The organism is Peribacillus huizhouensis, from assembly GCF_014138605.1.
GTDB lineage: Bacteria > Bacillota > Bacilli > Bacillales > DSM-1321 > Peribacillus > Peribacillus huizhouensis.
Genome location: NZ_JACJHX010000001.1, coordinates 615,958 through 630,390, shown reverse-complemented (window position 1 = coordinate 630,390; position 14,433 = coordinate 615,958). Strand labels below are relative to the sequence as shown.

The following is a 14,433-nucleotide window of genomic DNA, read 5'->3' as shown; positions in this document are numbered from 1 at the left end:
ATAGTGGAAGTTGTTTATAAAATCGCTTCAGAGCAATCTGAGTTCGAGCAAATTTATAAACTTAATTATCAAACATTTGTGGAAGAAATTCCTCAACATAATCAAAACGAACAACAGCGATTAATTGATCGTTTTGACAAACAAAATACCTACATAATTGCCAAGAGAAATCAAGAAGTCGTTGGGATGATCGCTGTTCGATCCAATCGACCATTTTCATTGGATCAAAAACTGACGAATTTGGACGACTATTTACCGAGCGATGCGAATCCATGTGAAATAAGACTACTTACTGTAAAAAATGAATTTAGGAAAAGCCCCGTTTTTTATAAATTGGTTGAATTGCTAGTTAGCTTTTGCTTAGAGAAAAAATATAATATGGCGCTTATATCAGGTGTTGAACAGCAAATTCCTTTATACAAAAGAATGGGATTTCAAGCATTTGGTGAAATGGTCGGAACAGAACAAGCTAAGTTTCAGCCGATGTATTTGACAGTTGAGCAATTTGAAAACTCAACAAAGGTTTTCAAAAGACTCATAGCCAGGAATTCCAAAGTAGCTAGCAAAATTTCGTTTCTTCCTGGTCCGGTACAGCTTCATCCTGAAGTAATCAAGGCTATCGCTCTACCTGCTATCTCACATCGCTCAAGCGGATTTATGAATCAAATGGACAAGATACGGAACGTACTTTGTAACATGACAAACGCTAAGTATGCAGAAGTTGTTGTTGGGACTGGCACATTAGGGAATGATATAGTGGCTGCACAGCTATCTCAGATCGAAGGGACTGGTTTAATTTTGGCAAATGGGGAATTCGGTTACCGGCTGATTGACCATGCCTCACGCTTTAATTTGTCATTTTTAACGATTGAAAAAGAATGGAATAAGCCCATTTCGATTTCCGAGATCGAACATTGCTTAAGAGAAAATCCAAACATTAAATGGGTCTGGACCGTGCATTGTGAAACCTCAACCGGCTATTTATATGATTTGAACAAAATCGAGGAGCTTTGTCTGAAGTTTGGTGCTGAATTATGTGTTGATGCATGCAGCTCGGTTGGTGTTGTCCCTGTGTCCTTTAAAAATGTATTAATGGCCACAACTGTCAGTGGTAAGGCTTTAGGATCCTACCCCGGCTTAGTCATTGTTTTTCACCGGGATAAGCTACGTCATAATGATAATCTGCCAAGATATTTAGATATGGGAATGTATCAGGAGTATGATGGTACCCCATTTACACATTCTTCTAATCTATTAAACGCATTACATGTTGCATTGCAAAAAATAGATTTCAGCTTAATTGAACCAAAAGCGATATTCATTAGAAAGTTTTTAAAGGAAAATGGTTATAACTATTTAGGAAACGAAATGTATTCACCAGGTATTATCACGATCAATTTACCAACTTATCAATCTTCAAAAACATTAGGTGATTTCTTGAAAAGTAAAAACATCCTAACAAGTTATGAAAGCCACTATTTATTAAAGCGCAACTGGCTCCAAATTTCGTTAATGGGTCATCATAATGAAGAATCAATTCGTCTTCTGCTTTGTGAGTTGACGTTTGCGAAAACAGACTTTGCTAGTAAGGTGTGATGAAATATGACGATGAAAGAGACGAGGGTGACTCCGAAACTACTGTTTTTATTTGCGTGTACATGTATGTGGTTGAAGACCGTTATCGTTTCATTTATTGGTTTTGATATTGCCATTCATTCTTGGTTCGATGCTCTGCTTCTTATTGTCAATCCAATCGGTTCACTGCTTTTATTAATCGGATTTAGCATTTACTTTACAAAAAGACTTCATATGAAGTGGCTTTTAGTGATTATGCTATTCATAACAGGATTGCTTTATGGAGATTTACTGTATTACCGTTTTTATATAGATTTTGTGACCGTTTCTATATTGTTTCAATTTAAAAATGTCGGGGGAATTGGTCCAAGTACGTTTGAGTTGATGCAAGTGTGGGATTTACTCTTATTTGTAGATGTATTAATCATTGCCCTTTTTACAAAAAAAATCATCAACCAACCGAATGAGATAAGTGCCCGATTTAAAAAGCGGTTTATTGGCTTCAGTACATTACTACTTATTTTATTAGCAGGACTTGGGTGGCTTCGGTCTCCATATCTTTTTTCTGCCTCGTTTAACAGAGAACTGATGGTTAAAAGCATCGGTCCTTACAATTATCATCTGTATGACATTGCGATGGGGCTTCGTCCTACTATTGATCGTGCAGTGGCTACACATGTCGATACTGCGAAAATCGAGGAGTACATGGCGAGTAAAAAGGATGATACCACGGATTTATTCGGAATAGCAAAAGGAAAGAATGTTGTGTTAATCAGTATGGAATCTACACAAAACTTTGTAATCAATCGAAAAGTGAATGATCGAGAAATCACACCATTTTTGAATGACTTGATAAAGGAAAGCTTTTATTTCAATCAAATTTATGATCAGACTGCACAAGGGAAAACATCAGATTCCGAGTTTATGATTGATACGAGTCTATACCCGCTGTCTGGAGGGTCTGTCTTCGTTCGACGTCCAGGTAATACGTTTACAAGTCTACAACGTCTCTTGCGAGAGAATGGTCAATATTATTCAGCTTCCTTTCACGGAAATGACGCATCCTTTTGGAATCGAGAAAAAATGTATGAGAACCTTGGCTACGATCGCTTTTTTTCCAAGCAAGATTATGTGGTAACCGATGAGAATTCGGTGAATTATGGTATTAAAGATATTCCTTTTTTTGAGCAATCTGTGGAGCTTATGAAAACAATGCCTGAACCGTATCTGGCAAAATTGATTACATTAACGAATCACTTTCCATTTTTGTTGGATGAAACTGACCAGCTAATTGCAATGGGAAATACTGACGAAGATGTCGTAAATCGGTACGTGACAACGGTTCGTTATCAGGACGAAGCAATTAAGCGGCTATTTCAAACACTTAAGGATCATGGAATGTATGAAGACACAATCTTTGTGTTATATGGGGATCATTACGGGATTTCAAAAAAATATGAAGTGGCGTTAAGTCAAATGCTAGGTGATGAATATTCGCCAATTAATCACATTCAATACCGCCAAGTACCAGTGATTATCCATATTCCTGGTGAGGGCGGGAAAACGATTTCAGTCCCAGGCGGAGAAATTGACATTCGGCCAACTCTTTTACATCTCTTAGGAATAAAAACAGAACATGCAATATCGTTTGGTCACAACTTGTTTACAAGATCTCCAAATCATCCCGTGATTTTCAGAGATGGCGGTTTTGTAAATGATACGTATATTTTCCAAGATGGGGTTTGCTATCGTAAAGGATCGGGGGAACAGTTGAATAATGCTACATGTGAACCGTATCGGCAAACTGTATATGATGAATTAGGGTTGTCTGATGAGATTATATTTGGAGATTTATTGCGGTTTACCAGTACAAAAGATTAAAAAAAGAAGGTGTCCAAGGGTCAGGCCTCGCAACAACTAAATACAGTATAGTAGGATACTATGAAACATTCCATACTGATTTAGAGTGAGAGGTCAGACCCTTATGACACTCTTCTTCAAGAATAAATTTATTAAACGGTAAGTACCAGTTTACTTTTTTCCAAGGCTTCCGAAAAATCTTTAATCAGGTCATCTGGATTTTCAAGGCCCGCTGAAAGACGAAGTAAGCTTTTCGTGATGCCTCGTTTTTCACGTTCACAGTCAGGCATTGCAGCGTGTGACATCTTCGCTGGATAAGATAAAATCGTTTCGACAGCACCAAGGCTTACAGCAAAAACTGGTAGAGTAACGTTAGAAACAAAGGAGCGTAGCACATCTTCATTTTCTAATTCAAAAGAAAATACTGCACCAGCTGATTTCGCTTGTTGCTTTTGCAAAGCAAATTGTGGATGGCTGTTAAGTCCTGGATAATGAACTCTTTTTACAAGGGGATGGGATTCCAAGAATGTCGCGATTTTTTGAGCGGATTGCACAGAGTGCTCCATTCGAACATGCAATGTTTTCAGACCTCGCATGACAAGCCATGCATCTTGTACGCCAAGAACAGCTCCGAATGAATTTTGCAGAAATCTGAGTTTTTCTGCTATTTCTGGATCCCGCACGACAGCAAGGCCGGCAACGACATCGCTATGTCCTGATAAAAATTTAGTCGCGCTATGAAGGACTATATCTGCTCCCAATGTTAGTGGCTTTTGCAACGCTGGCGTTAGAAATGTATTGTCAACAAATGTTAATGCACCAATTTGTTTCGCAATACAACAGATTCCATGAATATCGGTTACCTTCATAAGGGGATTGGAAGGAGTTTCGATATAAATGGCTTTCGTATTAGGTTGAATGGCTGACTTCACATTTGCTATGTCAGTCATATCAACAAAGCTATGTTCAATTTTAAAGCGGGAAAGTACTTGTGTGACCATCCGAAATGTTCCGCCATACACGTCTTCAGATACGATCACATGATCGCCAGCTGATAAAAGCATTAAAGCAGTAGAAATAGCCGACATTCCTGATGCGAAGGCAAATCCATTTGTACCTTCTTCTAGTCCTGCAATGATCTCTTCTAACGCTTCGCGAGTGGGATTCCCGCTTCGGCTGTAATCATATTTCCCAAACTGGTCACAATCAAATTGATGGAAAGTGGAAGCATGCTGAATCGGCACGCTAACTGCTCCGTTTCTTGAATCAAATTTATGGTTATTATGGAGAAGCAATGTTTCAAAGCTGAAATGGTCGGCTGTCATGCTAAAACCTCCTTTTTCATCTTAGCGAATGCTTGATCTAGATCATGGATAATATCTTCCGATGCTTCAATACCTACAGAGAATCGAAGCAGCCTATTACATATACCATTTGCGAATCTTATCTCTTCAGGGATGTCTCCGTGTGTTTGTGTGGCAGGGTAGGTAATAAAACTTTCCGCTCCGCCAAGGCTTTCAGCAAATGAGATAAGGTTCAAGCTTTGCAAAAATGAATTCACATATTGTTCATCGCTTACTCGGAAAGAAAGCATTCCGCCTTTTCCTGGATAGAGAACATCTGTAATGGATTCATGGGTAGAAAGATAATCTGCAAGTTTCCGTGCGTTTTCTTGATGTCTTTCCATTCGCAAAGCAAGTGTCTTCATACCACGCATTAACAGCCATGAATCGAATGGACTTAGTACTGCACCTGCACTATTATGGTGATGTGCTAGAGCTTCAGAAAGATCTTTACCTTTTGATACTATGAGTCCGGCAAGTACATCATTATGTCCGCCTAAATATTTTGTAGCACTGTGAATCACAATATCGGCGCCGTTTTCTAGCGGTTTTTGCAGAAGAGGTGTATAGAATGTATTATCCACGATTAATAAGACATCGTACTGTTTTGCAATAGCTGACACTGCATCAATATCTGTTTCCTGCATTAGCGGATTCGTAGGCGTTTCAAGAAAAATCGCTTTTGTTTGAGGGGAAATACTGTTTTTAATCTCGGCTATGTTATTTGTATCAACATATGTACATGTTAACCCCCATTTTTTAAAATCCTTTTCCAGCAATCGATAGGTGCCGCCGTATAAATCATTGCTGATAATCCATTCATCACCAGACTGGAAAAGGGAAAGAACTGTGAAAATGGCAGCCATTCCAGAGCTGCAAGCAAATCCTTGATCGCCACCTTCAAGATTAGCTATCGCTTGTTCGAGCAGCTGACGAGTTGGGTTTCCTGACCGAGAATAATCATATCCAGTTGATTGGCCAATGCCATTATGGCGATATGCAGTAGAGAAATATACAGGAGGACTTACTGTACCAGTTACAGTTTCACTTCGATTCCCTAATTGAGCTAATTGTGTATCAATTTTCACTATCGTTCACGGCTCCTTTTCTAGAAAATAAAAAAAGTCTTCTTTAAGAAGAAGACTTTATAAGCGCATAAGTATGCAGTCTCTTCTTATCTACCAAGCATAAATAGCTTGATGGAATTAGCACCTTGGCAATATGTTATTATTGCTGGTTGCTGAGGCGTCACAGGGCCATTCCCTCGACCTCTCTTGATAAGAAATCCTGATTATTTAGTTAATTATGAATTTACTATACTTTATCTTTAATGTCAATTAAAAGCAAATCCATATTTATGTATTAAGAAACGATGGACAGCTTTTTTTTTATTTGCTTTTAAATGCAAAACATTTGTACAATAATAATGTATGTAGAATTTTTAAAAACTAAAGCGCTAACAAAATAAAGGGGATTCCTACTAAGTAGGACTGTATTAGCGTTATAACAGAGATTTGGAGGAGAAGAAATGGAATACAGAATCGAGAAAGATACAATGGGGGAAGTAAAGGTTCCTTCTGACAAGTATTGGGGTGCACAAACTGAAAGAAGCCGTAACAACTTCAAAATAGGCTATGAAAAAATGCCGATTGAATTAATTCATGCGTTTGCTTATGTAAAACAAGCGGCAGCTAAAGTGAATTTTGATCTTGGTGATTTATCTGAAATGAAGAAAAATGCCATAGTAAAAATATGTGGAGAAATTCTTGAAGGTACATTGGACGAGCATTTCCCACTCGTTGTCTGGCAAACGGGTAGTGGTACACAAAGTAATATGAACGTAAATGAAGTCATCGCAAACAAAGGAAACGAATGGTTGAAGGAAAATGGCAGTGATGAAAAGCTTCATCCAAACGATGATGTGAACAAAGGGCAAAGCTCAAATGATACATTCCCAACTGCGATGCATATAGCGGCGTATGTTGAAGTAGCAAGCAAATTGGTTCCTGCGATCAAAGTGCTCAGAGATACATTTGCTGCGAAAGAACAGGAATTCGCGGATATCGTAAAAATCGGTCGTACACATTTACAAGATGCTACACCAATCACACTTGGGCAAGAAATCAGCGGCTGGAGAGCGATGCTTGATAAATCACTTTATATGATTGAGGAGAGCAGCAAGCATATTTTGAATTTGGCACTTGGTGGAACAGCCGTCGGAACAGGAATTAACTCTAAACCAGAATTTGCTGCACTTTCTGCACAACAAATGGCAGCTGATACTGGATATGATTTTGTTACCTCGGATAATAAATTCCATGCATTAACAAGTCACGATGAAATTGCCTATGCACATGGTGCCATCAAAGCACTTGCTGCAGACTTGATGAAGATCGCAAACGATGTAAGATGGTTAGCGAGCGGTCCAAGAAGTGGTATCGCAGAAATCGCAATTCCTGAAAATGAACCAGGAAGTTCAATTATGCCTGGTAAAGTAAATCCAACTCAAAGTGAAGCATTAACGATGATTGCGGTACAAGTAGTCGGAAATGACACAGCTATCTCATTCGCTGCAAGCCAAGGAAATTTTGAATTGAACGTATACAAGCCTGTAATCATTTATAACTTCTTACAATCGGTAAAACTATTGACTGACGGAATTCACTCATTCAATGATAACTGTGCAGTAGGAATTACAGCAAACTTAGAAAAAATTAAAGAAAATGTTGAACGTTCATTAATGCTTGTAACCGCACTTAATCCACATATTGGTTACGAAAAAGCAGCTGAAATTGCAAAAACTGCATTTAAAAACAACTCAACATTAAAAGAAACAGCTCTTAAACTAGGTTACCTAAACGAAGAACAATTCGAAGAGTGGGTAAATCCGCAAAATATGGTGAATAACTAAGTAGGTAAAAGTGCATAGCTGAGACAATGAAAACAACCAAGTTAGAGATATATTAAGAGGGGTCTAGCCACGTACTCTATACTCTGTACCAAGAGTATTATCACTTATTATTTCTGTATATATGAGTGCGTGGTTTGACCCTTTGGTTTTGATTCGATGAAAATAGGAGGAAATGAATATGACATTATGTCCGCTTTGCAATGGACTACGAAAGATTTATGTTGCATGCCCAGAATGTGATTCCGAAATGAAGGATATGGGAAAAGCAATGGACTATGATGATAAGTATAGCGCATATATGGACATAGATATCTTAAAGCAAAATGATGGTTTTCCAGAATCATTAAAAAAAGGTCAGTGTCCACATTTAATGAAATGTTTGAAATGTCAACATGATGAAGTTATCTTGGTTAAGGAATAAATAAAAAAGCGAATCGAGCTTTCGGTATGAGAGAGTCGATTCGTCAGAAACAGCATACTTTATTCTACTAGACCTTATCTTATTTATGATTTACTCATTTTCGCATGATTTGTTCTTGGGCTATTTTTATCATTTCTTTGACCATATTGCCACCAATCGTTCCACCAATTTTCCCTGCTTGTTTTGAAGTAAGTTGGCCATTGTATCCTTTTTTTAGTGGTATTCCTTGTTCTTCGGCGATTTCGAATTTTACATTGTCAGGTTCAGTCATATTCACATCGTATCCCTTTGCTTTCATGATACGACCTTTTAGTTGATCTAAACCTTCTCGTGCTTCGGGAACTAAAATTTTTTTATTTCTGGCCATTTTTTATCCCTCCTCATATCTAAGGTTCCCATAAAGTGAAGGTTCACTCAGCAGAAATTTATAGTAAAGATACTTTTGCTGGATCGGAAAAATCCATTGAATAAATACATGACTAATTTTGTTGCAACGTATGAAATATGGTACAAGGTGAACGGGAGTATTAGATTCGTAGTTCATGTTAACTGCAATAATTCGATTTAAGGGTGTGTTTATCACAACAACTTATAAAAATAATATTCATTAACGGGTTCTCCATTAATAATCAGCGAATGGACTTTCTCACCTTCCAAGACAAAACCCATCTTTCGATATAAATTGAATGCTTTGATGTTGTCTTTAATAACCGTTAATCCTAATCTTGATATTTCATTATTTCTTGCCCACTCGAATATTTGATTGAATAATTTAGATGCGAAACCTTGCCCTTGAAATTCTTCAAGGACACCTAACACGAGATAAGCGGAATGTTGATTTCTTTTTAGATTTCCGCCAAATGCTGCGATAAAACCTACGAGATTATGTTCACTTTCGGCAACAAAGATGATTGATTTCTTTTCAGATAATATTCTTTCGATGAACTTGCACTGTTGTTCGAGTGTTGTGTTTCTTTCACCAGGTTCAAATAACATAAAATTAGAGTCATCAATTTTTTTACTTAATTCGATAAAACTTTTTGCATCACGTACTTCAATAGGTCTAATCACAACATATTACTCCTCTCTAGCTTTTAAAACAGGTTCAATTAAGAATTCAAAGGGAGAATTATTTCAAATATTTTTATTCCATTTATTAAAGAAGGCTCTATTAAACTTGCCTGGTGAATGCAAAGAGAGGCGTCCGCTTTCTGCGGGCGGTCCGGGAGCCTTCTCGGTGCTGTGCGCCTGTGGGGTCTCGCATTTTTCGTAGGATCGCTCCAATCAACATAGTGCCAAAATCAATAATGAGTTTTAACATAGCCGAAAAGAAACAATAAAACAAAAGAGGGTGACCCATAACGAAAGAGTCAGACCCCACAACCACCATATACAGTTAAATTGAGTGAAAGTACAATAATGAACTGTATATAGTGTGTATGGTTAGACATTTCAGGGACACCTTCTTGTTATGTTCATTTTATCCCGCATGTTCGGGCAGAACCTCACTGATTGCGGGTTCACTTTATCTTAACAAAAAATTATAGTATTTTCCTATCTTATGCTAATTGCTGCTCAGCGAATTCACGGTATAATTTATGCGATTGTGTTAATTCATGATGGGTTCCGATGCCTGTTACTTGTCCTTTTTCGATGAAAATGATTTTATCAGCATCGACGATTGTAGATAATCGATGGGCGATGACGAATGTAGTTCGTCCTTCCATTAATCGTGTTAATGCTTGTTGGACAACACTTTCTGATTGGCTATCTAAGCTTGCTGTTGCTTCATCCATCATGAGAATTTTAGGGTCACGTAAAAAAGCACGGGCGATAGCGATCCGTTGTCTTTGGCCACCTGATAGTTTTACACCACGCTCGCCAACTTCTGTGTCCAATCCTTTCGGGAAAGCTTCAATAAATTGATCGGCGTATGCCATTTTGGCTACTTCCCATAGACGTTCATCAGTTATTTGTGTTGAATCGTTCAAACCATAACATAAATTATCGCGAATTGACCCAGCCATCATGGCACTTTCTTGGGATACATACCCAATTTGACTACGCCATGAATCAAGTGATAAGTGATTAATTGGCGTGTTACCGATTCGTATTTCTCCCGTAGTAGGTTCATAAAATCGTTCGAGTAAGCCAAACATCGTTGTTTTTCCGCTTCCGCTCGGTCCGGCAAAAGCTATCATTTCACCAGGACGAGCTTCAAGTGAGATATTTTCAAGAACAGGCTCATCCTCACTATAAGCAAATGACACGTTTGAAACTTGTATTGTCTCATTTGTAATATCCATTTCTATGCCCTCTTGCCCAGACTCCAATGGTAGTTCTAAAATCTCGATAATTCGCTCTGTAGCACCTTTTGCTTTTTGTAATTGTGTAAAGAACATCGCAAAGGAGGTGATCGGCATAATAATTTGGAATAAATAGAGTAAAAAGGCGATAAGTGAACCAGTTGACATCGATCCATTTGCTACCCGCATACCGCCATAACCAATAATCATTACAATGACAACCATAATGACGAGGTACATGATTGGCCCGATTAAAGCAAAAATGCGAGCTTCCTTTAATCCGTAACCAAGTAATTTATCAATGCCTGTTAATCCATTTGTTTCTTCATTTTGTTCAGCGGTTGAGGATTTCATTAAACGTATTTCACTAAGTGTTTGTTGGATTTGTCCTGTGAATGAGGCTGTTTCATCTTGTAAACCACGTGAAATCTTTGCCATTTTTCGACCGAGTGGAATCATAATGACTAATGTAATAGGTACAGAAATTAACATCAGAAGTGTCATTTTCCAATCCATGACAAATAAGATGATGATAGCGCCGATAATAGAAATAATACCTGTGATAAATTGTGGGAAATGATTTGAAATTAAATCTCGTACGACGCTTGTATCGTTAACGACCCGACTTACCGTTTCACCACTTGAGTTTTTATCAAAATAGCTTACTGGCAATCGAATTAATTTTAACCACATGCGGTCACGTAGCCTTGCGACAATTTTATGGCCGACAAAGCTTAATAAATAAATGGAGATCCCGCTAATAATCGCTTGGATGATAAAAGCTGCTCCTATAGCAATCATAATAGGAATGCTTAAAGATGCAACGGAAAAACCATCTACTAAATTCTTAGTCAATAACGGTACGACAAGACCAGCAATAGTGGTTAGAAGACTTGCAGTTAAACCAGTAATGAGGGCAACCTTTGGGATATTCGTTGATAAAATAAGGGAAATAAATGGCTTTAAGCCATTCTGCTTTTGTTCCATTGTAGAAAACTCCTGTCAGTGTAATCTTTTTTGTTTTGAGTTAGGTAGATTGGCAAACAGATTGCGTATTAATGTGAAAACGTCATAATACGTAACATTATTGGAGCGTTGCATACGACCAAGAGGGGATTGATTTACGTTAATGATATATTTTTCTGTTATCTTTTTACAGCCGTTATTGTGTGTGCCTCCAAAAGCAAGCAGGTCAATAGTCAAACGTTGACGTACCTGATCAAGAGATCCCAATGCCTGTTACAAAACAGCCGGGTGGAAAGAATACAGATACGTTCTTTAAAAGATGTTTGATTAGGTTGTGTATACTCAAATACTGGCCTGACCCGTTTCGTCGATACTTATTAGGGAGATGCCCATTTCGTAAGAAAGCTCCTTTAATGAGATGCTATTGTTCCAATAATTCTAGTAAACTTCTTTCACCATCTATAGTCCCTCCATTATGACTAGCACCAGGCTCCCATGTCAATAATATGGTCAGTCTCACACATGAATTCAACATCTTGTTTAATAACGAGTATGGTATTGCCCAAATCTCTCAGCCGTTTCATGACATTTATCAATCCTTTAGTATCCTTTGGATGCAGCCCAGCAGTCGGCTCATCAGGAATGTATAGCACCTCCGTTAGATCTGAATCTAGAATGATGCTCACCGAAGTCGCTGTGATTCGCACCCTGGCAAAGTGATTGTTTGTCTGGCGAGATTGTTATCAACATGGGCTCCATATATTGCCGCTGACATTCTATAAATATTATTTTTGTAATAAGAAAAAGTTAGTGAATTATTCCGTCATTTAATTTTAGTATCCCGCATTAACGGGCAGTAAGGCCCCGACTCAAGGCTTAGAGGAATTCGAAGAAGCATAGGTGGGGGACAACTGCCTAATCTAGTTGCGGCTCCTCGCCCCTCGAGATCATAAGCTGTAATACTCTGTGGCAAACTACGCCACGCCGTATTCCATCTTATGCTTGTCGGACTATCACAAGATGTGATGGCGTCTCTGTTGCTCACAGGACGTGAGCGATCTTAGGAGACGTTCCTACATCGTCGCCTCACTTTTTGAAGTAAAAGCTCGATTGGTGAGATACAGTGAAACTTACCGATGCGTGAGCAGAAGTAAAGTTTGCGCCCACAGGATGTGGGTCACTCAGACGTTGCCGCAGGACGCGGCGTATTTAGGCTGAGTTCGTTAAATCGAGTATTTATCTACGCTACGCGGAGATATTAGCGACTCTAGAACGGGACTAACAATCAGTAGGGGATGAAGAAACCCCCTACTGATTGAAGTTTCACTTTATTATGTTTAAACAAGGAATGAAGCATCATTGATAATCGGATCGATATTGTTAACACTATAAAATAGTGCGACATTATGAATCTTTGGAAATCATTCTTTCAACTGATATATCCGAGACGTAATCTTAGTTTTATAGCTGGAAATGTGATTTATTTAACTTGAAAAGAGCTTGAAGAAAAATTTTCTCCAAGCTCTCTTAAAAGATATTGTTTATCTGTTATGAACACAATAGCTAAGCTCACAAGCAAAAACGTTTGGAAAAAATGAATTTGTTCATTATTTCTTCGTCTTGTTTGCTACCTCAATCGCTTTATTCGTTGCTTCTACTGCTTTATCAAGCTCTTCTTTCGGATTGCCGCCTTGGTATAAGTTCTCTAAGGCAGTAACGACTTGCTGCCTTGCTTCCGGGAAAACGGATATAAGTGCTCCTTGGGTTGCGACAGAAGGAATCGTTGCTTGGAGCTGATCGACTGTTACTTTCAATTGTGGAGATTCTGCCCATTTGTCTTTAACAATTTGTTCGTCATAAGCTGCAGGATTGATTGCAAAGTATCCTGTAGCAACATGCCATTTTGCTTGAGCTTCAGGTGTTTGTAAGTATTTCATAAACTCCCAAGCCGCTTCTTGGTTTGCCTTGCTTATTCCTTTAGACATCCAAAGAGAAGCGCCGCCAATGACTACACCTTGTCTTTCTGTTTCATCCGCATAAGGAATGAAGCCAACACCGACATCGAATGGAGCATTTTTTATAGTATCTGTAACACCAGCTGATGAATCCATATACATAGCAACTTTGCCAGTTTGGAAAGCAGCACGGATATCATCCCAGTTTGTTCCGAAGTTTCCGAAATGACCGGCATTATTTAAATCATTTAATAGGTTAAATACCCGTAATCCTTCTTCACTGTTAAAGGTAGCTTCTGTTGCTTGATCACTGCGTCCATTATCGTTATTCACGAATAAACCGCCTTGGGTAGCCACTAATTCTTCAAAAAACCAACCATATGTCAGCATAGAAAAACCAAAACGTTCTGTATTGCTCCCATTTTTCTTTGTAAGTGCAGCTGCCGCTTCTTTAATTTCATTAAACGTTTTTGGCGGGTTTTCTGCATCAAGTCCAGCCTCTTTAAATGCCTCTTTGTTATACAGTAAAACAGGAGTAGAAGAGTTAAAAGGCATAGAATATAATTTATCGTCCAATTTGTAGTAGTTTAAGATATTTGCCTCCAATTGATTAATGTCATAGTTGTCACGATCGATAAAAGACTGTACGGGTTCAATATATCCGCTATCAATCATATATTTTGTACCAATTTCATAAGTTTGGACAATGGCAGGAGCATCTTTCGTTCCGCCAACACTACGGAATTTTGGTAGAAGTTCTTCGTAGCTGCCTTGGAACTCAGGCTTTACAATGTATTTATCTTGAGATTCGTTAAAGTCATTCACAACATCTTCAATTGCTTCCTGACCTGAACCTGACATCGCATGCCAGAACGACACTTCAACAGGTCCACTTTCTTCGGTGTTGTCTTCGCTAGAGTTGTTAGAACTTTCATTTTCGTTATTCTTACTTTGACTCGCACTATTCGAACAGGCACCTAATAAAAATAAACAGAGAAATGAACTGAACATCATGAACCATTTCAACTTTTTAGCCATACTAGAAACACTCCCTATTAATGGATTAAGTATATTTTTTAGTAAAAAGACTGACCGG

Annotated in this window: 10 protein-coding genes and 1 riboswitch; of the genes, 4 read left to right on the top strand and 6 right to left on the bottom strand. The window is 38.3% G+C overall.

Going from position 1 to position 14,433, the window contains the following annotated elements; all coding sequences use genetic code 11:
• Window positions 1-3 precede the first annotated feature (3 nt).
• Window positions 4-1,596: an aminotransferase class V-fold PLP-dependent enzyme gene (locus HNP81_RS23700; protein WP_182501485.1), complete on the top strand. Its 1,593-nt coding sequence runs from the start codon at window positions 4-6 to the stop codon at window positions 1,594-1,596.
• Window positions 1,597-1,602: 6 nt separating this feature from the next.
• Entirely contained in the window at window positions 1,603-3,456 is a 1,854-nt protein-coding gene (locus tag HNP81_RS02890) for an LTA synthase family protein (protein ID WP_246399214.1), read from the top strand.
• A gap of 131 nt (window positions 3,457-3,587) precedes the next feature.
• Here the strand turns inward: HNP81_RS02890 and metC are convergent, their stop codons facing one another.
• On the bottom strand, window positions 3,588-4,760 hold the full coding sequence (metC, locus tag HNP81_RS02885) for a cystathionine beta-lyase (RefSeq protein ID WP_182501484.1): 1,173 nt from the start codon (window positions 4,758-4,760) through the stop codon (window positions 3,588-3,590).
• On the bottom strand, window positions 4,757-5,869 hold the full coding sequence (locus tag HNP81_RS02880; protein WP_182501551.1) for a methionine biosynthesis PLP-dependent protein: 1,113 nt from the start codon (window positions 5,867-5,869) through the stop codon (window positions 4,757-4,759). Before HNP81_RS02880 ends, metC begins: the two co-directional genes overlap by 4 nt.
• Window positions 5,870-5,949: 80 nt before the next feature.
• Window positions 5,950-6,062: riboswitch (SAM riboswitch) on the bottom strand.
• Between the two features lie 244 nt (window positions 6,063-6,306).
• Between HNP81_RS02880 and fumC the strand changes: the two genes are divergently transcribed.
• Together fumC and HNP81_RS02870 are read left to right on the top strand one after the other, a co-directional pair.
• Window positions 6,307-7,689 carry a class II fumarate hydratase gene (gene fumC / locus HNP81_RS02875; RefSeq protein WP_028393261.1) on the top strand — a complete coding sequence of 461 codons (1,383 nt, stop codon included), beginning with the start codon at window positions 6,307-6,309 and terminating at the stop codon, window positions 7,687-7,689.
• 178 nt (window positions 7,690-7,867) lie between these two features.
• On the top strand, window positions 7,868-8,110 hold the full coding sequence (locus HNP81_RS02870; RefSeq protein WP_182501483.1) for a hypothetical protein: 243 nt from the start codon (window positions 7,868-7,870) through the stop codon (window positions 8,108-8,110).
• Window positions 8,111-8,204: 94 nt separating this feature from the next.
• Here the strand turns inward: HNP81_RS02870 and HNP81_RS02865 are convergent, their stop codons facing one another.
• The 4 genes from HNP81_RS02865 to HNP81_RS02850 form a co-directional block, all read right to left on the bottom strand.
• Complete coding sequence (locus tag HNP81_RS02865; RefSeq protein ID WP_028393259.1) at window positions 8,205-8,477, bottom strand: alpha/beta-type small acid-soluble spore protein; 273 nt, start codon at window positions 8,475-8,477, stop codon at window positions 8,205-8,207.
• A gap of 212 nt (window positions 8,478-8,689) precedes the next feature.
• Window positions 8,690-9,181: a GNAT family N-acetyltransferase gene (locus tag HNP81_RS02860; protein WP_182501482.1), complete on the bottom strand. Its 492-nt coding sequence runs from the start codon at window positions 9,179-9,181 to the stop codon at window positions 8,690-8,692.
• A gap of 488 nt (window positions 9,182-9,669) precedes the next feature.
• Entirely contained in the window at window positions 9,670-11,403 is a 1,734-nt protein-coding gene (locus HNP81_RS02855) for an ABC transporter ATP-binding protein (RefSeq protein ID WP_182501481.1), read from the bottom strand.
• 1,586 nt (window positions 11,404-12,989) lie between these two features.
• Window positions 12,990-14,375, bottom strand: a complete 1,386-nt coding sequence (locus HNP81_RS02850) for an ABC transporter substrate-binding protein (protein ID WP_182501480.1) — start codon at window positions 14,373-14,375, stop codon at window positions 12,990-12,992.
• Window positions 14,376-14,433: the final 58 nt, after the last annotated feature.

Excerpts from the sequence above, each read along its gene's own strand:
- HNP81_RS02890 (WP_246399214.1), top strand. The coding sequence starts at position 1,603 with ATGACGATGAAAGAGACGAGGGTGACTCCGAAACTACTGTTTTTATTT.
- fumC (WP_028393261.1), top strand. The coding sequence starts at position 6,307 with ATGGAATACAGAATCGAGAAAGATACAATGGGGGAAGTAAAGGTTCCT.
- HNP81_RS02870 (WP_182501483.1), top strand. The coding sequence starts at position 7,868 with ATGACATTATGTCCGCTTTGCAATGGACTACGAAAGATTTATGTTGCA.
- metC (WP_182501484.1), bottom strand. The coding sequence starts at position 4,760 with ATGACAGCCGACCATTTCAGCTTTGAAACATTGCTTCTCCATAATAAC.
- HNP81_RS02865 (WP_028393259.1), bottom strand. The coding sequence starts at position 8,477 with ATGGCCAGAAATAAAAAAATTTTAGTTCCCGAAGCACGAGAAGGTTTA.
- HNP81_RS02850 (WP_182501480.1), bottom strand. The coding sequence starts at position 14,375 with ATGGCTAAAAAGTTGAAATGGTTCATGATGTTCAGTTCATTTCTCTGT.
- HNP81_RS02855 (WP_182501481.1), bottom strand. The coding sequence starts at position 11,403 with ATGGAACAAAAGCAGAATGGCTTAAAGCCATTTATTTCCCTTATTTTA.